This is a genomic window from Mucilaginibacter sp. A5337, assembly GCF_059690695.1.
The window spans coordinates 323,450-342,544 of sequence record NZ_JCAWEC010000006.1; the positions used below are offsets into that span (position 1 = coordinate 323,450).

At 44.1% G+C, this 19,095-nt stretch carries 16 protein-coding genes; 7 read left to right on the plus strand and 9 right to left on the minus strand.

From position 1 onward, the window contains the following. Positions 1 to 9: 9 nt before the first annotated feature. The 3 genes from AC59JO_RS21740 to AC59JO_RS21750 are packed head-to-tail and all read right to left on the minus strand — an operon-like array spanning position 10 to position 4,729. The gene (locus AC59JO_RS21740) at positions 10 to 3,168 is read right to left on the minus strand and encodes an efflux RND transporter permease subunit (RefSeq protein WP_497307952.1); all 3,159 of its coding nucleotides are present in this window, start codon (positions 3,166 to 3,168) and stop codon (positions 10 to 12) included. Positions 3,169 to 3,174: 6 nt separating this feature from the next. After that, positions 3,175 to 4,254 (minus strand): efflux RND transporter periplasmic adaptor subunit, encoded by a 1,080-nt coding sequence (locus tag AC59JO_RS21745; protein ID WP_497307954.1) that lies wholly within the window; start codon positions 4,252 to 4,254, stop codon positions 3,175 to 3,177. Between the two features lie 7 nt (positions 4,255 to 4,261). Then, a complete protein-coding gene (locus AC59JO_RS21750) occupies positions 4,262 to 4,729 on the minus strand; it encodes a MarR family winged helix-turn-helix transcriptional regulator (RefSeq protein WP_413670597.1) in 468 nt (155 codons plus the stop codon). A 182-nt stretch (positions 4,730 to 4,911) separates the two neighbouring features. Here AC59JO_RS21750 and AC59JO_RS21755 point away from each other — a divergent pair, with 182 nt between their 5' ends. From AC59JO_RS21755 to AC59JO_RS21775, 5 genes are all read left to right on the plus strand, one after another. After that, a complete protein-coding gene (locus AC59JO_RS21755; RefSeq protein ID WP_497307956.1) occupies positions 4,912 to 6,666 on the plus strand; it encodes a M61 family metallopeptidase in 1,755 nt (584 codons plus the stop codon). Between the two features lie 83 nt (positions 6,667 to 6,749). Continuing rightward, the gene (locus AC59JO_RS21760) at positions 6,750 to 6,953 is read left to right on the plus strand and encodes a DUF2683 family protein (RefSeq protein WP_091210290.1); all 204 of its coding nucleotides are present in this window, start codon (positions 6,750 to 6,752) and stop codon (positions 6,951 to 6,953) included. Continuing rightward, positions 6,944 to 7,204 (plus strand): Txe/YoeB family addiction module toxin, encoded by a 261-nt coding sequence (locus AC59JO_RS21765; RefSeq protein ID WP_091210289.1) that lies wholly within the window; start codon positions 6,944 to 6,946, stop codon positions 7,202 to 7,204. The genes AC59JO_RS21760 and AC59JO_RS21765 overlap by 10 nt, the downstream gene beginning before the upstream one ends. A 176-nt stretch (positions 7,205 to 7,380) precedes the next feature. Then, on the plus strand, positions 7,381 to 8,703 hold the full coding sequence (locus tag AC59JO_RS21770; RefSeq protein ID WP_497307958.1) for an APC family permease: 1,323 nt from the start codon (positions 7,381 to 7,383) through the stop codon (positions 8,701 to 8,703). A gap of 190 nt (positions 8,704 to 8,893) precedes the next feature. Then, positions 8,894 to 10,540: a M28 family metallopeptidase gene (locus AC59JO_RS21775; RefSeq protein WP_497307960.1), complete on the plus strand. Its 1,647-nt coding sequence runs from the start codon at positions 8,894 to 8,896 to the stop codon at positions 10,538 to 10,540. A 114-nt stretch (positions 10,541 to 10,654) separates the two neighbouring features. On the opposite strand, the gene AC59JO_RS21780 is transcribed toward AC59JO_RS21775, so the two are convergent. The 4 genes from AC59JO_RS21780 to AC59JO_RS21795 form a co-directional block, all read right to left on the minus strand. Then, the gene (locus AC59JO_RS21780) at positions 10,655 to 11,017 is read right to left on the minus strand and encodes a TM2 domain-containing protein (RefSeq protein ID WP_091210286.1); all 363 of its coding nucleotides are present in this window, start codon (positions 11,015 to 11,017) and stop codon (positions 10,655 to 10,657) included. Positions 11,018 to 11,332: 315 nt separating this feature from the next. Next, positions 11,333 to 11,851 (minus strand): hypothetical protein, encoded by a 519-nt coding sequence (locus tag AC59JO_RS21785; RefSeq protein ID WP_497307963.1) that lies wholly within the window; start codon positions 11,849 to 11,851, stop codon positions 11,333 to 11,335. A gap of 123 nt (positions 11,852 to 11,974) precedes the next feature. Next, positions 11,975 to 12,283: a DUF2752 domain-containing protein gene (locus AC59JO_RS21790; protein ID WP_497307965.1), complete on the minus strand. Its 309-nt coding sequence runs from the start codon at positions 12,281 to 12,283 to the stop codon at positions 11,975 to 11,977. Next, positions 12,276 to 12,686, minus strand: a complete 411-nt coding sequence (locus AC59JO_RS21795; protein WP_413670591.1) for a DUF4199 domain-containing protein — start codon at positions 12,684 to 12,686, stop codon at positions 12,276 to 12,278. The genes AC59JO_RS21790 and AC59JO_RS21795 overlap by 8 nt, the downstream gene beginning before the upstream one ends. Before the next feature lie 157 nt (positions 12,687 to 12,843). Between AC59JO_RS21795 and mfd the strand changes: the two genes are divergently transcribed. Next, positions 12,844 to 16,191 (plus strand): transcription-repair coupling factor, encoded by a 3,348-nt coding sequence (gene mfd / locus AC59JO_RS21800; RefSeq protein WP_497308195.1) that lies wholly within the window; start codon positions 12,844 to 12,846, stop codon positions 16,189 to 16,191. A gap of 212 nt (positions 16,192 to 16,403) precedes the next feature. Here the strand turns inward: mfd and AC59JO_RS21805 are convergent, their stop codons facing one another. Together AC59JO_RS21805 and hpt are read right to left on the minus strand one after the other, a co-directional pair. Beyond that, positions 16,404 to 16,979, minus strand: a complete 576-nt coding sequence (locus tag AC59JO_RS21805) for a transposase (protein WP_497307967.1) — start codon at positions 16,977 to 16,979, stop codon at positions 16,404 to 16,406. A gap of 180 nt (positions 16,980 to 17,159) precedes the next feature. After that, complete coding sequence (hpt, locus tag AC59JO_RS21810) at positions 17,160 to 17,699, minus strand: hypoxanthine phosphoribosyltransferase (RefSeq protein ID WP_413670589.1); 540 nt, start codon at positions 17,697 to 17,699, stop codon at positions 17,160 to 17,162. 149 nt (positions 17,700 to 17,848) lie between these two features. Between hpt and AC59JO_RS21815 the strand changes: the two genes are divergently transcribed. Further along, a complete protein-coding gene (locus tag AC59JO_RS21815; RefSeq protein ID WP_413671133.1) occupies positions 17,849 to 19,078 on the plus strand; it encodes a M16 family metallopeptidase in 1,230 nt (409 codons plus the stop codon). The last annotated feature ends 17 nt before the right edge of the window (positions 19,079 to 19,095 follow it).

Sequence of the window (19,095 nt, forward strand, 5' to 3'; positions counted from 1 at the left end):
CATATTATATTACAGGTTTTCGATCAGTTTAGGTTCATGGTGATGCGGATGACGTGCGGCTTCGGCCATTTCGGCTTCGGCGGCCATATCCTCGGGATCATGGTCATGGTCTTTACGGGTTTTAGCGGCCAGCAGCAGGTACATCATCGGGATGATGTAAAGTGTTAAAACCAAAGAGAACAACATCCCGCCCATAATCACTATACCTAATGATACACGGCTTTTTGCACCGGCGCCAAGGGCAAACGCAATAGGCACGGCACCAAGCACTACGGCTAAACTCGTCATTAATATCGGGCGTAAACGCGCAGTTGCAGCTTCAACAACAGCCTCGTATTTGGCTACCCCCTGCTCCATCCGCTGGTTGGCAAACTCCACAATCAGGATCCCGTTCTTGGTTACCAGGCCCACAAGGGTGATGATCCCGATCTCGCTGAAAATATTGAGCGTTTGGTTAAACAGCCACAGTGATAAAAATGCACCCGAAATAGCCAACGGCACAGTAAGCATCACGATAAATGGATCCATAAAGCTTTCAAACTGGGCGGCCAGTACCAGGTAGATCAATAACAGTGCAAAACCAAAAGCAAAAAGGATGTTCGATGAACCTTCGGCATAATCACGTGACGGACCACTTAACGCAGTACTGAAAGTATCATCAAGCAGGCTTTTGGAGATCCTGTCCATTTCTTTGATACCATCACCAACGGTGTAACCCGGAGCCAAACCAGCCGATAGTGTTGCCGATTTATAACGGTTGAAGTGATAAATGGCCGGAGGTGTTGCTCCCTCGGTTGTTTTAACTACGTTATCCAGCTGCACTAATGTACCTTTTGAGCTTCGCACATAAATTGATTTTAGATCAAGCGGCTGATCTCGATGGGCACGGTCAACCTGAGCTATCACCTGGTATTGTTTGCCATTGATCAGGAAATAATCCAAACGGCCGGCACTATAATACAATTGCAGCGTTTGAGCAATATCATCAACTGAAACACCTAAATCGCGGGCGCGCTCACGGTCGGTCACTACGCGCAGCTCGGGCTTGGTAAATTTCAGGTTAACGTCTGTTCCCTGGAAAACAGGGCTTTTGGACACCTCGGCAAAAAACGTTGGCAGTACCTTGCGGATCTTTTCAAAATCCTGGTTCTGAATAACGTACTGCACCGGCAATGATGTTTTGGAACCCGAGCCACCACCGCTGATGGTTTGTTCCTGCACCACAATAGCGCGGGCATCGGGCATCTTCCTCAGTTTAGCGTTGAGCCAGTCGGCAAGTTCCTGCTGGGTCCGTTTCCGTTCATCGGGGTTAACAAGCCCTACCCTACCGAAGCCGGTATTTGAGGCGCCGCCGCCACCAAATGATGGCGAAACAATTTCAAGGTTAACGTTTGATTCGGGAATTGAATCCTCAACCAGGTTAGATACCTTGTCCATGTATTTGGTCATGTACTCATAGGTTGCACCTTCCGAACCGGTTACACTATAACGCAGCAGACTGCGGTCGTCAAGTGGGGCAAGCTCGGATGGGATAACTTTTATCAGTACCCCAATGATAATGATTGAAGCAGCAAGAATGGCAAATGACACCCATTTGCGCTTCATAAACTTAACCAGCGACTCAGAATATGAGTTGATCATGTTTACAAAGAATGGTTCCGTTCTTTCGTAGAACTTTGATTTCTTTTGATTTTTACGGATCAGTTTCACGTTAAGCATCGGTGTTAACGACAGGGATACGAATGCCGATATCAACACCGCCCCGGCCACCACTACCGCAAACTCGCGGAACAAGCGGCCGGTAAAGCCCTGTAAAAACACAATAGGTAAAAACACCGCTGCAAGCGTAACCGATGTAGATACAACTGCGAAAAAGATCTCGGCCGAACCTTCAAAAGCCGCCTTGCGGATTGCCATACCGGCCTCTACCTTTTTATAGATATTTTCCGTTACCACAATACCGTCGTCCACCACCAGGCCCGTTGCCAATACTATCCCCAAAAGGGTTAATATATTGATGGAGAAACCGAAAATGTACATGATAAAGAACGCGCCGATCAGTGATACCGGGATATCTATGAGCGGACGGAAAGCGATCAACCAATCGCGGAAGAAAAGGTAGATGATAATTACCACCAGCACAAAGGCCACAATGAGTGTTTCCTGTACTTCGGATATTGATTGGTTAATGAACCGGGTATTATCCAAAGCCACTTTTACCGAAATATCCGGAGGAAGATCCTTTTTAATCTGCTCTAAACGGGCGTAAAAATCTTTGGCTATTTGTACATAGTTAGCGCCCGGTTGCGGCACTAAAGCCAAACCAACCATCGGCACACCAGATTCTTTAAAGATGGTTTCTTCATTCGCCGAACCCAATACCGCATAGCCTATATCGCTCAGCCTGATCACCCTGCTGCTATCGGCACGGATAATGAGGTTGTTAAAATCTTTCTCGGTTGCCAGTTTACCTAAGGCCCTGATGGTAACCTCGGTATTGTTACCTTCAATTTTACCGGCAGGCAGCTCCACGTTTTCTTTAGCCAAAGCTGCACCAATATCGGTTGCCGTAACACCAAGGGCCGAAAGTTTGTTAGGATCAATCCACAGGCGCATAGCATACTGGCGCTGTCCCTGTACGTTGATGGTACTTACCCCGGGGATGGTTTGCAGACCTTCCAGCAAAACATTCTCCGCGTAATCATCCAGTTGGTTGATGTTTCGGGTATTACTGCTTACGGTAAGGGTAATGATCTGATCAGCGCTGGCATCGGCCTTGGTTACTACCGGCGGTGCGTTAATATCCTGCGGCAGCTGGCGCTGGGCCTGGCTTACTTTATCGCGCACGTCGTTAGCGGCAGTTTCCAGGTCGGCATCAAGGTCAAACTCAACAGTGATATTGCTTTGCCCAACCGAACTGGTTGACGAGATGTTACGAATGCCAGGTACTCCATTAATGGATTTTTCAAGCGGCTCCGTGATCTGCGATTCAATTACATCGGCATTGGCACCAGAGTAACTGGTGGATACCGAAATGATGGGCGGATCTACCGAAGGGAAATCCCTCACCCCTAAAAATTTATAGCCGATAATACCAAACACAACAATAACCACAGACATTACTGTTGCCAATACCGGCCGCTTAATACTTACTGAGGATAAACTCATATTGGTTTATTTAATAACTTTTAAAATTTTCAAAGGCACTTTCGGCCGCATTTGGATCAGGCCCGATACAACAACACTATCCCCGGGCTGTAACCCTTCAATAACCTGGATCTTGGTATCTGTTCGCAGATCTGTTTTTACCGGTTTTGATACCGCTATGCCATTGTGGTAGATCCAAACCAGGCTGCTTTTCAAATCGGGGATAACAGCTTCTGTTGGCAACAGGATAGTTTTAGGGATCTGATCAAGTGTTAAATTGATTTTGGCAAAACTACCCGCGGTAAGGATGCCTTTAGGATTTGGCGCCTTAGCACGCACGGTGATGGTACGTGAGCTTGCATCAATGGAAGGATCAATGGCATATACCGTGCCTGTAAAATTTTCCATCGAGCTTTCGGTCTTGAACCTGATCCTGCTTCCCGGGCCAAGTATGGAAAGGTACCTTTCAGGCACAGCAAAAGTCACCTTAGCCGGATCGATATTAACCAGGTCAGCAATAGGCGATGATGGCGACAAATAACTGCCGGGGCTCACATTCCTTAAACCGATAGTGCCTGAAAATGGCGCACGGATTTCGGTACGGGCAATCTGCGCCTTGATCACATCGGCGGCAGCCTTCAAAGAGTTTAAGGAAGTTAACGAGGTATCATATTCTTCCTGGCTTATGGCCTCTTTTTGAAGCAGCTGGCGGTTACGGCTCTCCTGTTGTTTTGCCAATGCCACCTGGTACTGGTTTTGCTGCAGGGATGCTTCCAAATCCTGGTTATAAACTTTAACCAGCAGTTGCCCCTTTGTTATCTTAGTGCCTTCGTTGAAATATATGCCGGTAATGTTACCTGCTGTCTGACTTATCAGGCTCACTTTTTCGTTTGCATCAATGGTACCGGTAATATCAATAATGTTATTTACGGCGGTATCTTTAACTATCATTACGTTAACGCCTACCGGACCGCCTTTTTTCTTATCACCCTTACCCGAAGCCATAGCCGCGGCCGATTTCTTTGCCCCCTCGCTAAAAAATTTATTGTAAACTAAATAGGCAACCAGCAGGGCCAGCGCCGTGTAAATAATATATTTCGTTTTCATACTTTGTTTAATCCGTGTGTGGCTTAGCTTGTAGGGTTGTTTCGGGTGATATTAATGGTTTTAAATTTTTATGCATGCGGCTAAGTACGCTTTCAAATACCTGCATATCGGCTTCGGATATGCCTTCGGTACTATCTGCGTTGATATTTTCAAATGTTTCGATGATCTGTGGCACGGCCAGTTTTGCCTTATCGGTAACCCGTAGCAGTTGCTGCCGCCTGTCGTTCGGGTTGTTTTCGCGGTAAACAAAACCTTTTTCGGTAAGCAGGTTGATGATATTCACCATGGCCGATTTATCCTTGCCCAGCAGGTGCGCCAAAGCATTTTGGGTAAGTTGACCGTCATGAACGTAAATGAGCGAAAGTATGTAATGGTACCGGGTAACATCCAGGTGAGTGGTATGTTTAACCAGTACATCCACGTACAGTTTACCTAAGCGGATCAGCTTGCGCGAAATAGGTTCAATCAGTTCCATCGACTTAAAAATCGATGTAAAACTAATAGCATAATATTAACAATAGTTGCATGTATCAACCATTTTACAACGGTGTTTGGGGTGCAGTAATGCCACATTCATAACTGATTATATAATTTTTATAAATTGCGACCATGAAACTGACCAACCTACGCACGTTATTTTTTCTAACGCTTTTAATTATGAGTACTACCATCAGCAAAGCGGCCGCCAACGCTCAAATCAGCTACAATGTTTCGTTTCCGGAAGCCCAGGCCCATTATGCTGATATTGAAATGCACATTACCGGCCTTCAGCAAAATACCCTCGAACTTAAAATGCCGGTATGGACGCCCGGCTCATACCTGGTACGCGAGTTCGCAAAAAACATTGAATCATTAAATGCCGAAACCAACGGCAAGCCAATTGCAGCACCCAAAATCAATAAGAATACCTGGCAAATTGTTACAAAAGGAATTTCGGCGGTAACGGTAAAATACAGGGTTTACGCATTTGAACTTTCGGTACGTACCAGCTTTATAGATGCATCACATGCTTTCCTCTCAACTACCGGTATCTTTATTTATCCGGCCAACATGCTGCATTCGCCCGCTATCATCCACATTAAACCATACAAAAACTGGGATAAGGTTTCAACCAGCCTCGACATGGTTAACAATGATCCCTTCACCCGTTTATCACCCAATTTTGATATCCTGTTCGATTCGCCTATCGAAGTAGGCAACCAGGATGTTTTTGGCTTTGATGCATCCGGCGTTCATTATGAAATTTGCATGTACGGCGGCGGTAATTATGATAAGGAAAGATTGAAATCAGACATCCATAAAATTGTAGACCAGGAAGTCGCCGTTTTTGGCGAAAACCCCAACAAGCATTATGTATTTATAGTACACAACCGTCAGCGTAACGGTGGTGGCCTGGAACACCTGAGCTCCACCGTTTTAGGAGCATCACGCGATAACTACGCTAATGACAAAGGCTATCAAAGCTTTTTAGGCCTTGTAGCACATGAGCATTTCCATTTGTGGAATGTAAAACGCTTACGCCCAATTGTGTTAGGCCCGTTTGATTATGATAACGAAAACTACACTACCAACCTGTGGATAGCCGAGGGCTTTACAGAGTATTATCAGGGCATCATTGTTCGCCGCACGCAGCTATTCCCTGTAGGCAACTACTTTGATACCCTGGAAGGCGAGTTCAATATCCTTGAAAACCTGCCCGGTAAAGATGTACAAACCGTTGCCGAATCAAGCTTCGACGCCTGGATCAAAGCTTACCGCCCTAACGAAAACTCAAACAATACCACTATTTCATACTACAATAAAGGTGCTATCATCGGTATGATGCTTGATTTGGAGATCATCAACGATAGCAAGGGCAAATACTCGTTAGATGATGCCATGAAGTACATGTACACTCAGTATTACAAGATCAAAAAACGTGGTTATACCGATGCTGAATTTAAAGCTGCCTTTGAAAAATTCGCAGGTAAAAAACTGGATGATTTTTATGCCAGTTACATCAACGGCCTTGCCCCTATAAACTATAATAAATACTTGGGTTATGCCGGTTATAAGGTAGTTGACGAGCTGGCCGATAAAAATGACGCCGCCTTAGGTGTCATCACCGCAACAACAGCCAATAAAAAAATCATTGTGACCGGCGTACAACGTGGCACCGCTGCTTATATCGATGGCATTAACGTAAACGACGAGATCACCGCGATTGACGGCACACCGGTTACCGATGCTGCAACTATGATTAATGGTAAAAATCCCGGCGATAAAATCGAAGTTACTGTAACCCGCGATGGACAAGCCATTATCCTCCCGGTTACCTTGTTGAAGAGTAACCGTGTTAAATATAATATTGTAACTGTTGACAGCCCGAGCGAGCAGCAATTGATTGTAAGGAAAAAGTGGTTAAGGATTTAAAAATTGTTTTTTACTGAGAAGAGGCGCCCATCACGGCGCCTTCTTTGTTAATGCCAATTAAATATTATTGATTAAATTTGTATATGGAAACATTCATTGTACATCCTGAAAACAAAGAACAGTCAGCAGCAATAAAAGCTTTTTTAAAAGCGCTCAAAATCAATTTTGAGAAACATGATAAAGGCTCATACAATGCCGAATTTGTTGAACAGGTATTAGCAGGCGAAGCGGCAAGAAAAGCAGGCAAAAAAGGCGTTAGGGTAAACACCGACGACCTATGGAAATAGACTTATACGAAAAAGCGATAAGGGACTTTGAATACTGGAAAAAATCCGGCAATAAGGCTATTCAAAAAAAGATCTCGCAGATATTTAATGATATGAAAGCCCATCCTTTTGAAGGAATAGGAAAACCGGAGCCTCTCAAATATAAATTAACAGGAAAGTGGTCGAGACGAATAAACTCCGAACACCGCATTATCTATGATGTGGTTGATGAAACCATCAATGTTTATTCTTTACGAGGACATTATGAATGATCCACGAAGGCCGGCTGCAAAGCTGGCCTTTTTTGTTAAGTCCCCCACAGGACAAGCTGCTGATTGCTTAGTATGCGTGTTACTTAGCGCATGGGATGCTGAAACAAGTTCAGCACGACCTAAGGACATCAACAAAAAATTAAAATATTAACGCATAAGTTATATTTTTATAGCTTATGCCCCCTGCAGCCTCATTAAAAAAAATACGCCCCATACAGCTTGTCGCTGTTATTTTCTTTACGGTATCCGGCGGCCCTTACGGTCTCGAACCATTATTGAGTTATGCTGGTGATCATGGGGCGTTGATCATCCTGCTTGTTACCCCTTTAATGTGGGATGTACCGGCCATATTTACTGTGCTTGAGCTTAACAGCATGATGCCTATAACCGGCGGCTATTATAAATGGGTAAAATACGCTCTGGGCCTGCACTGGGGCTTTATTGAAGGCTGGTGGACCTGGCTTTATACCTTTGTTGACCTGGCTATTTACCCCGTACTTTTTGTACAATATGCCGGTTTCTTTTTCCCCGAGCTGTTAAACTTTCAGATCCCGGTTTGTTTGGTGATCATCTGGGCATCTGCCGGGCTAAACATTTTGGGCATTATGCCCGTGGGCAAGGTTTCGCTGTTTTTAAGTGCCGCTGTACTTGCCCCTATTATATTATTGATCGGATTAGGCATTTATCACCACAGTGGAGCGATGCACATCCCCACATCATCATTAAAAGGACTTAGTTTTCCATCATTCGGCATGGCTTTATATACCGTAATGTGGAACTGCCTGGGCTGGGATAACGTAACCACCTATGCAGAGGAGGTTGAAAAGCCAGTGCGCTCCTATCTTATTTCTATCTTTACGGCTTTCGCGCTGGTAATGGTGATATACTTTTTTGCTATTTGGGTTGCCCAGCAATCGGGCATTAACCATGATACCTTAACCGATAGCGGTTTCCCTGCATTAGGGGTACTGATTGGTGGGCACTGGCTGGGCATAGTAGTTGCGGCAGGCGGTATGGCCAGCACACTGGGAATTTATACCGCCGTATTGTTATCGGTATCACGCGTTCCGCAGGTAATGTCTGAAGATAACTTACTGCCTAAAGGACTCAACAAACTGCACCCTCGTTTCAAAACACCCTTCGTTTCCATCATTATCTGCTCCATAGTAGTAAGTTTTATGGTACTGTGGACTTTTGCAGACCTGCTCATTATTGATGTAACCGTTTATGGCGCCGGGCTTTCTTTAGAATACATTGCCCTTGTAAAACTCCGGATCAAAGAACCGCTGAAAGAGCGGCCATTCCGCATTCCGCTTAGTGTTACCGGGCTATGTTTGGTTTTGTTGCTGCCATTTATTGTTTACGCTGTTGCACTTGGCGGGGCATTAAGCTCAACACCTAAAGCACTCTCGGCGGCTATTTTTGCATTGGTGGCCTTATCAAGTGCTGAGGTGGCATGGCAAATTATTAAGCTGAGCAGGCCGGACCTGAAGCAATGATTATACACTAATTATATTGGCTGTCTAATACAATTAGTTCGGATTTCACAAATCGTAACGCAGAAAGAAAAATTCGTGTAATTCGGTTAATTTGAAAAAATTCGTGGCTTAAATTTCTTCAACATTTTGATGATTGGATAATTGGCCGGGATTTATGTAAATTCGATCTTTTCCCAAAATTCACATCAATATGAAAATCAAACACCGATACCTGATGCTTATTGGTGGTCTTGCTATTTTTGCAGGCTGCCAGAATAATAAAACCGTGCCCGCCGAAAAAGCCATAACCGCTGCCGAAATAAAAAAATACATCTCGGCATTAGCCAACGATTCGATGATGGGCCGTAAGCCCTTCACCGCCGGCGAAGACAAGGCAATCAAATACATTTCGGAGCAATTTAAACTGGCCGGGCTTGAGCCGGGCAACAATGGCAGCTATTTTCAGGATGTACCTATGGTGCAGATCACCAGTATCCCCTCTCCAACAATGGAGATCACCGGAGGTAAGGCTCCGTTAAGCCTTCACGCTACTACTGATTTTGTAACGTTCAGCCGCCGTGAGGTTGATTCTGTAACGCTTAAAAATTCGCCGCTGGTTTTTGCCGGATACGGCGTTGTTGCACCCGAGTACCACTGGAATGATTATGCAGGTCTTGATGTTAAAGGCAAAACCGTTGTTGTGCTGGTGAATGATCCGGGTTTTAAAAACGGCGATCCTACATTTTTCAAAGGCGATACCATGACCTACTACGGCAGGTGGACCTACAAATACGAAGAAGCCGCCCGCCAGGGTGCTGCAGGTGTGCTTATCATCCATCAAAAAGAGCCTGCAAGCTATGGTTGGGAAGTAGTATCAAACAGTAACACAGGAGCTAAACTTTACCTGCAACAAAAAGACAAGCACATGAACCGCTGCAAGGTTGAAGGCTGGATCACCGAAGATATGGGTAAAAAACTGTTGGCCGAAGCTGGCATCACCGGCGATTTCCGTGCATTAGCCCGCAAAAAAGACTTTAAGGCCGTTCCGCTTAAACAGTCGGTTACTTTAACCATCAATAATCAGTTAAAATATTCAACATCTCATAATGTTGTCGGCACGCTCAAAGGCAGCTCGCAGCCTGGCGAATATGTACTATATACCGCCCATTGGGACCATCTTGGTATAGGTAAGCCCGATGCCAAAGGCGATAGTATCTACAACGGGGCGGTTGATAACGCCGATGGTGTTGCCGCTATCATCAGCGTAGCCAATGCATTCAACAAGGCTAAAGAAAAACCTAAACGCTCCATCGTATTTTTAGCTGTTACTGCCGAAGAGCAGGGCTTGCTGGGTTCGGAGTATTATGCCACCCACCCCATTTACCCGGTTAATAAAACCGTTGCCGACCTTAATATGGATGCCCTTGGCGACTATGGCGAAACTAAAGACATAGCAGTTACGGGCAAAGGCCAGAACGATCTGGAAGATTACGTTGACGAGCTTGTTAAAGCACAAGGCCTAAGCACTGTTGGCGACAGGCATCCCGGAGCAGGCAGCTACTACCGCTCTGATCACTTCAATTTTGCCAAAGTGGGTATACCTGCGCTTGATATTAATAATGGCAGCATCAGCGTAATTCATGATGGCAGCTATGGCGAAGCTAAACAAAAAGATTACGGCGATAACCGCTATCACCAGCAGACCGATAATTATACCGACACCATGGATGCAACCGGCATGGCACAGATAGCCAATATCCTTTACGAAGTTGGCACTAAACTAAGCAACGAAACCACATTCCCCGGCTGGAAAAACGGTTCGGAATTTAAAGCGATTAGGGATAAATCGATGAAGTAGAAGCCCCTCTAAATCTCTCCTTTAGGAGAGGGTTGGGTGAGGCATAAAAAATCCACCCCGTAACAGAAGGTGGATTTTTTATTGATATATAGTGAAACTAACCCTTGAAGGGATTTAGTTGCTCATTTTAGCTATGTTAAAGCTTTCGTAGGCCATTTGCCTGTTGTAATCGTTGGCGATGGTTTTGTAGTTGATGAGGTCGACAATGGTACCGATGAAACAAAAACCGGCTGTGAAAAAATACAGGATACCCATGCCAATTTGATCGGTCATGAAACGTTGTACACCTGATACACCAAGAAAGCCTGCAAGCGTTGCGAACATAATATCTTGGGGGTTGCGCCTTTTACTGGCATAAAATGACATAAAAGTACGGGCCTGATCTTCTGTTAGTGAGGCAGTAGCCTGTTGCAGAAATGTATATTCTTCGGGAGTGATACCGTCGAAAGACATATATGGATTTTGATAAGCGTTCATCTCAGTAAGTTTTAAAGTTTGCGATTGTTTTATGATATAAAGGTACAGCAGCAGCCATAAAACGCCTACAGAAGATAGGTTAGCGGAGATAAGTAGTCGGTGAAATGATATGTTTTGGCGGTGAAAAGGAACGTGGAAATCTTACCGGCATCGTGTTTTGCCCGGAGATTATAATGCGACGGCCAGCGTTAGGGATAGTAGCGTAAAGCCCGCAGCGCAGGTTAGGATTGAGCGCTGGCAAAGCGAGGACTTGCAGCGGATAGCCCGGGCCGCAGGCAACGCCAATACACGAAAGACCAAAAATTTCAAGCTTAATTATTCCGTTTCAAGCCAAAGAATAAGATTACGATCGGATGTAGGATAATACCCTATTTTAACGTAAAGGCCTTCTTTAAAAACGCCACCATATGCGGCTGCATTGTGGTAACCTCCTATACCTGTTTCGTAATTGGAAAATTGAAACGGCACATTCTTAACTTTAAAATACTCGGGGGCATGCCCACCATAAGGCATAGGGCCAAAATCAGTTACTTTTCCCGCTATAAATGTAAGTTGATGACAGGTATAAACTTTTCGCAGGTTTAAAAAGTTAGGGATAATCAGGCCTCCAATCAAAAAAAATATCCCCCCAATAAAAAAAGAGCCAAACAATGTGTTATTCCATGCCTTATCTCCCCAAACTAATTCAAAAAGACGCGTAATTAAATTTTCCTTTTTAAAATAGTAGGATAATGTAGCAAATACAAACAAAGCTAAAACCAAGCCTACAATAAAAGGGATAGTTAGATCAGAATAGTCATCAATATAATTGTAAACCAAATGAAGTTTAGGCATAAGCTGTTGCGGTGCTCAAAACTATAGTAATGTCGATTTGATACCAAATAAATGTTATTAGCGAATCCTATAGCACTTAAGCCGGCGTGCCCGCGTTAACAACACACACGCACACAATAAAAATCAGGTGAGGCTTTTAAACTGACTCCTCTCCATCAGCCTTGCTTTGGTAAGCACAAAAATGCGGTTAAAGATCACTGCTACGGCCGGGATGCCAAGCCAGTGCGAGCGAAATGAATTGCTGATATCGCCATGGAAAAGATAAATAATGCTATGGCCCAGACCGCAGCCGGGGCACCAGCCAATGCCCATCAACTTAAGTGGGCACAGGGTAAAATGCGATGCTTCTGTCGGCGAGGTCATCGCCAATGAAAGCATCGCGGCTGTCCAGAACAAGAGCTCAAAATATTTTGAAAAATAACGTTTAATCAAGTTTGTTTGCTTTATTGGTAAATAACAATGATACCGCGAAGGCGAGCAGTACCCCAACTATCAATGCACCAAAAATCCGTTCAGAAAAATCCTTTATGTTATCGCCCGCTGACGATACGTAGCTGATATAAAGTATTGAACCAAAAACGGCTATGATACCGCCTACAATTAATATCTTAAAGCTTTGAAAAAGGGCTTCTAAAAAACCCATTTGGCCGTTACAGTCATTTTTTCGATAGCTCATGATACCGAAGAAAAGACCTATAGCCGGTATTATAAACGAAAAGTATTCGGCCGGGGCAACCACATCTTTTTGCGGCATAACACCAAACCGCGGCATGGCAAATATCCAGATAATACTTAAGATGCCGATGATTCCCCCTGATAACGCTGCATTCTTCATAATTAAATAATTAAGGTTGAGTTTATAAATCGGTATGCATGTTTTACATACATAAATTTATCATTAAAAAGTAAATAAGCCCTCATATTGTTTGCATTAATTTTTACCATAATGCTTTTTTAATTTGGCTTTTCTTTTTGTTTATCTTTGCCGCGATTTGAATATCCGCGATATATTAGACAGATATAAGGCTGATGACAGGATAAAAGCGTTAGCTACTGCACTTAACGTCTCAAAAAATCCAAGAGTACAGCTGCGAGGTTTGGTGGGATCAAGCGATTCGGCCATGGCGGTAGCATTGTATTTTTTGCAGCATAAACACATGGTGTTTGTACTGCCTGACCGTGAAGAAGCCGGCTATTTCCAGGCCGACCTGGAAAACCTTACCGGCAAAGAAGCTCTGCTGTTCCCCTCATCATACCGAAAGCCATTTGAATTTACCCAGCCCGATAGCAGCAATGTGCTTGCCCGAGCCGAGGTATTGAATGAGCTTAACCACAGTACAGAATACGGTCAGCTCATTGTTACCTACCCTGAGGCCTTGGCCGAAAAGGTAATTGACCGCTCTTCGCTTGAAAAAAACACCCTCGAAATAGCTGTCGGAAATAAACTCAGTATCGATTTTATCAACGAGTTTTTGATAGAGTACGATTTTGAACGGGTTGATTTCGTGTACGAACCCGGGCAGTTTTCTATTCGTGGGGGCATTGTGGATATCTTCTCGTTTTCGCATGTACTTCCCTACCGGGTTGAGTTCTTCGGCGACTTTATTGAGTCTATCCGCACATTTGAGATCGAGAGCCAGCTATCGGTTGAACATGTTAAAAGCATTACCATTGTACCCAACGTACAATCCAAATTTTTAACCGAAAACAATATTTCCCTGCTCGAGTATGTGGAACAAGGCACACAGGTGTGGATCAAAGATGTTCAGTTTACGCTGGATATAATCCAAACAGGCTATAAAAAAGCGGTGAACCTTTGGAAAGCTCTTTCTGCTGATGAAAAAGCACAAAATCCCGATTGGATAGATCCCAAATTTGGCTTTACCGACGAAAAACTGATCGGCGATCAACTGCATGATTTCCCGGTTGTGGAGTTTGGCAAGCAGTTTTTTTATAACGATGCTACCGCCATCAATTTTGATATGCGGCCGCAGCCATCATTCAATAAGGATTTTACGCTGCTCATCCACAACTTTAAAAACAACGAGGCCGATAAAATAGAGAATTTCATCTTTACTGATTCGGCCAAACAGGTTGAGCGCTTATATGCCATTTTGGATGACCTGGATAAAACAGTAAAATTTACCCCGGTGAGCATTTCGGTTCGTGAAGGCTTTATTGATCATGAGCAAAAGTTGGCCTGCTATACCGATCACCAGATTTTTGACCGTTATTATAAATACAAAACCCGCAAGGGCTACCAACGCTCGCAGGCCATCACCCTTAAAGAACTCCGTGACCTTAAGCCGGGCGACTATGTTACCCATATCGACCACGGTATAGGCAAATATGCCGGACTTGAAAAAGTGGATGTGAATGGCAAACAACAGGAAATGATCAGGTTGATTTATGCAGATAATGACCTGTTGTATGTGAACATCAACTCGCTTAACCGCATCTCCAAATTCAGCGGTAAAGAAGGCTCGGTTCCAAAAATGAATAAGCTGGGCACCGATACCTGGGAGCGCCTCAAGAAAACAACAAAAAAAAAAGTTAAGGACATCGCCCGTGACCTGATCAAGCTTTATGCAGTCCGTAAAGCCCAGCATGGCAATGCCTTTTCGCCCGATAGTTACCTTCAAACCGAGCTGGAAGCATCCTTCCTGTACGAGGATACCCCCGACCAGGAAAAAGCTACGGCTGACTTCAAAAGGGATATGGAATCGCCCCACCCTATGGATCGCCTCATTTGCGGCGACGTGGGCTTTGGTAAAACGGAAGTTGCTGTCAGGGCTGCCTTTAAAGCAGTAGCCGATAGCAAGCAGGTCGCCATACTGGTACCAACTACTATTTTAGCGGCACAGCATTACAAGACTTTTACTGACAGGCTTAAGGGATTCCCGGCCAATATAGATTACGTAAACCGATTTAAATCAACCCGGCAGATCAAGGACACGCTTGAAAAACTGAAGGAAGGTAAAGTTGATATTATCATCGGCACCCACCGTTTAGTGAGCAAGGATGTCAAGTTCAAAGATCTTGGCCTGATGATCATTGATGAAGAGCAGAAGTTTGGTGTATCAACCAAAGAAAAACTGAAACAGATGCGCGCCAATGTGGATACGCTTACTTTAACGGCGACACCCATCCCGCGTACGCTCCATTTTTCATTGATGGGCGCGCGTGACCTTTCCATCATATCAACACCACCGCCTAACCGCCAACCTGTAGTTACCGAGCTGCATGTATTCAACGATAAGCTGATCAAGGAGGCTGTTGAATTTGAGATAGACCGGGGCGGACAGATCTTCTTTATTCACAACCGCGTAGCCGATCTTCCACAATTAGGCGGCATGATCCATAAACTGGTACCTAAAGCCCGTATCGGCATTGCCCACGGACAACTGGAGGGCGACGACCTGGAAGATGTGATGCTCAAGTTTGTAAACCATGAGTACGATGTGCTGGTAGCCACAACTATCATTGAGGCCGGTTTGGATATTCCTAACGCCAATACCATCATCATCAACTACGCCCACATGTTTGGCCTTAGCGATCTGCACCAGATGCGCGGTCGCGTGGGGCGTAGCAATAAAAAGGCATATTGTTATTTATTAAGTCCTCCGTTATCAACCTTAACCAGTGAGGCCCGCAAGCGCCTCAGTGCTATTGAAGAGTTCAGCGATCTGGGCAGCGGCTTTAACGTAGCGATGCGCGATTTGGACATCCGCGGCAGCGGTAACCTTCTTGGGGCCGAACAAAGCGGCTTCATTGCCGAAATAGGCTTTGAAATGTACCACAAGATCCTCGACGAAGCCATACAGGAGCTTAAGGAAGACGAATTTAAAGGCGTATTCCCGGAAGATAAGCCCCGTCCGTATATATCTTTTACCCAAATTGATACCGACCTGGAGATCCTCATCCCCGATGAGTATGTAACCAATATCTCAGAGCGGTATAACCTGTATACCGAACTTTCCAAACTGGAAAACGAAGTGGAATTGCAGGCATTTCAACAAAAACTGCATGACCGTTTCGGCCCTGTACCAGCACAGGTTGATGGGCTGCTCAACACCCTGCGCCTGCAATGGCTGGGCAAGGCAATTGGCTTTGAAAAAATCTCGCTCAAGAAAAATGTTTTGAGAGGCTATTTTATTACCAATCAACAATCAAGCTATTTTGAAACGGAGGCTTTCAGGAATGTACTTAGTTTTGTACAGGCCAACCCAAGGCGCACAAATCTGAAAGAGGTTAAAAACACGCTTCGGTTAGGTATTGAGGGCATTGATAGTGTTGACGAAGCGGTAAGGATGCTTAGCGAGGTGGCGGGGATTGGGTAAATTTGATGTAAATGTTGCCTTAGAGACACACCAACCGGGACGATAGTATTTTATTACCCCGTTGCCGTGTCCTCTCGGCAACATTGCTTTATACATTAGTGAAGAGGGTTGGCGTGAGGACATTGGTTGAAGAGTTGGCGTGAGGACACGCCAACAGGGAGTAAAAAACGGTTGCCATCTCCCCAGGGCAACACACATGTAAAGGAATGTGCTCACATCGCATCCATATAATGCGTTAGCCAATCAAACTTTTTATCCTCCTGCTCATAAAACGAACACGACGAAAAATAATAATTATTGGGATCATCGGTCAAATTCCAATGCGCCTGTAAGGGGTTGAGGTGAATGTAATCCAACTTTTGTTCTAACATTTTTCGGTCGAACACTTTTATCGGCAATGAATTGGTTTGCCAAAACAGGAAATTCCGGTTTTTCAAATCTGTTTTGAACTTTGCCAGTAGCTGCTCATCTGTCTCCCGCAATTCGTCTAAAAACTGATGCCCGGTAAACTTCATAAAGCTGGCAAAAGGCTTCTCCTTGCCATTCATTTTTGATCCCGACCAAATCAGGTGAATGTGATTAGGCATAATTACAAAACCATAGATTTCTATTTTTTTCTGTTTAACCAGGTAGATCAGGCTGTTTAAAACAATGTGTTTAAATTTATCAGCCCGAAGCAGCGGGATCCAGTTGTTAATTGTGGCAGTATAAAAATAGATTCCATTAAATAAACTTAATAAGAATTTGGAGAAACGATAACAGCCTGGAGAATATAGTTTATCTGGCATGTTGTCGTGGGGACACGACAACCGGGGATGGATTTGTAGCTTGTCGGGAATTGCTATCAGATTCGCTGTTACACAATAAGAGCTACCCGGTTTCGGGTAGCTCTTATTGTGTGTTATGTTATTTAATCCCCGTTGCCGTGTCCCCACGGCAACGTATCGGCCGTCAAAAAATGACCTATGTTATTCTACTTTTTTGTAAATATCAGGCAGGTTCCTGCCCATTTCTTTGTAATCAAGGCCATAACCAACTACAAACTCGTTTTCAATTTCAAAACCCACATATTTAAGCTCATCTATCTTTTTTTGCAGAGCAGCGGGCTTTAATAATAACGAACATAATTTCAATGATGCAGGTTCTCTTAGTTTCAATTTTTCAATTAAATAATGGGCTGTATTGCCTGTATCAACGATATCTTCAATAATAAGTACATCACGTCCTTTTATATCAACCGTTAAATCGATATCCTCGCGTATCTTTAGTGTACTGGTGGTACCGCCATAATATGAGGCCAATTTGGTGAAGTTTATCTCACAGGGAATTGATACCTGTTTAATCAGGTCGGCTATAAAAAGAAAGCTGCCGTTGAGTACGCCAACTAAAACCGGAACGGTGTCTTTAAAATCTTCACTTATCTGCGTGCCAATGGCTTTTACACGTTCTTCAATCTGTTGGGCGGTTATCAATACTTCAAATCCAAGGTCGGCAATTTGTTTTTTCATTCGGGGTCAGGCTTTTAAATGTTTTCCAATGCATATAAATATCATTTAACAGTAGATGCAATTGGGTTTAAGCGCCTAAAATACTATAAATCACTTACAATAACATGAAAAATAATTGTGACATATAACCTTATCTTTGCAGCCGAATGATTGACTATCAACTTTATACTTTGCCTAATGGCATTCGTATACTTTACAAGCACTGGCCATCGGCAATTACACATTGCTGCTTTATTGTAAACGCGGGTTCGCGTGATGAAATTCCGGGACAGGAAGGCTTGGCGCATTTTATCGAGCACCTGCTGTTTAAAGAAACCGAGCGCCGCAACACCAACCAGATCCTCAACAGGCTTGAGCTTGTGGGCGCTGATTTGAACGCTTATACTACCAAAGAATATACCTGCATCCATGCATCGCTGCTTAATCAGCACCTCGACCGCACCATGGACCTTTTTGAGGATATCTTATTTCACTCCACATTCCCGGATGATGAGCAGGAAAAGGAACGCGGGGTTATTTTAGATGAAATAGCCTCCTATCTCGATCAGCCGGAAGAAGCCATACAGGATGACTTTGAGGAGCTGCTGTTTAAAGGGCACCCAATGGGCCAAAACATTTTAGGCACGCCAGAAACCGTTGGCAGGCTTAATGGCGACGACATCCGCAGCTTTATAGCATCCAATTACAACACAACCGAGATGATTTTTGCCGTACATGGCAATTATGATTTCAAAAAGCTGGTTGCCATGTCCGAAAAATACTTCGGGCATATCCCTCTCAATCAGCTTAAAAAAAACCGGGTAAAACCAACATTGAGCCCCGGCGGTATTCACCTTGTTAACAAACCTATTTCGCAAACACATTGCATTATCGGTACCCAGGCATACCCGTCGGGGCATGACCATAAATGGGGGTTATTATTACTAAATAACCTGTTAGGTGGTGTTGGCATGAGCAGCCGGCTTAACCTCGAGATCAGGGAAAAACATGGTATAGCATACACCGTCGAATCAAATTATACACCGTTAACAGATACCGGCATCTTCTCCATCTATTTTGGTACCGATACCGAAAAAGCGAACAAAGCATCAAAACTGGTTCATAAAGAATTAAAAAAACTGAGGGAGCAAAAGCTCGGTAGTTTGCAGTTACACCAGGCACAACAAAAATTTATTGGGCAAATAGCCCTTGCCGAAGAAAACCGCATGAGCCTCATTATTGCCATGGCTAAAAGCATGGTTGATTTTAATCGTATTGACACCCTCGAAGAGATTTTTGAAAAAATTAACAAAGTGAGCGCCGAGCAGTTATTGGAGATCAGTAATGAAATTTTTGATAATAACGGCTTGATCACTTTGCTGTTTGAGCCTAAACAATAATCCTTTATTTTTGCAAG

Bases quoted from the DNA above. Each gene is read 5' to 3' on its own strand.
- hpt (WP_413670589.1), bottom strand. From the start codon at position 17,699: ATGAAAAAACAAATTGCCGACCTTGGATTTGAAGTATTGATAACCGCC.
- AC59JO_RS21775 (WP_497307960.1), top strand. From the start codon at position 8,894: ATGAAAATCAAACACCGATACCTGATGCTTATTGGTGGTCTTGCTATT.
- AC59JO_RS21780 (WP_091210286.1), bottom strand. From the start codon at position 11,017: ATGAACGCTTATCAAAATCCATATATGTCTTTCGACGGTATCACTCCC.
- AC59JO_RS21770 (WP_497307958.1), top strand. From the start codon at position 7,381: ATGCCCCCTGCAGCCTCATTAAAAAAAATACGCCCCATACAGCTTGTC.
- AC59JO_RS21795 (WP_413670591.1), bottom strand. From the start codon at position 12,686: ATGAAGAATGCAGCGTTATCAGGGGGAATCATCGGCATCTTAAGTATT.
- AC59JO_RS21765 (WP_091210289.1), top strand. From the start codon at position 6,944: ATGGAAATAGACTTATACGAAAAAGCGATAAGGGACTTTGAATACTGG.
- AC59JO_RS21760 (WP_091210290.1), top strand. From the start codon at position 6,750: ATGGAAACATTCATTGTACATCCTGAAAACAAAGAACAGTCAGCAGCA.
- AC59JO_RS21755 (WP_497307956.1), top strand. From the start codon at position 4,912: ATGAGTACTACCATCAGCAAAGCGGCCGCCAACGCTCAAATCAGCTAC.
- AC59JO_RS21805 (WP_497307967.1), bottom strand. From the start codon at position 16,979: ATGCCAGATAAACTATATTCTCCAGGCTGTTATCGTTTCTCCAAATTC.
- AC59JO_RS21740 (WP_497307952.1), bottom strand. From the start codon at position 3,168: ATGAGTTTATCCTCAGTAAGTATTAAGCGGCCGGTATTGGCAACAGTA.
- AC59JO_RS21785 (WP_497307963.1), bottom strand. From the start codon at position 11,851: ATGCCTAAACTTCATTTGGTTTACAATTATATTGATGACTATTCTGAT.
- AC59JO_RS21745 (WP_497307954.1), bottom strand. From the start codon at position 4,254: ATGAAAACGAAATATATTATTTACACGGCGCTGGCCCTGCTGGTTGCC.
- AC59JO_RS21750 (WP_413670597.1), bottom strand. From the start codon at position 4,729: ATGGAACTGATTGAACCTATTTCGCGCAAGCTGATCCGCTTAGGTAAA.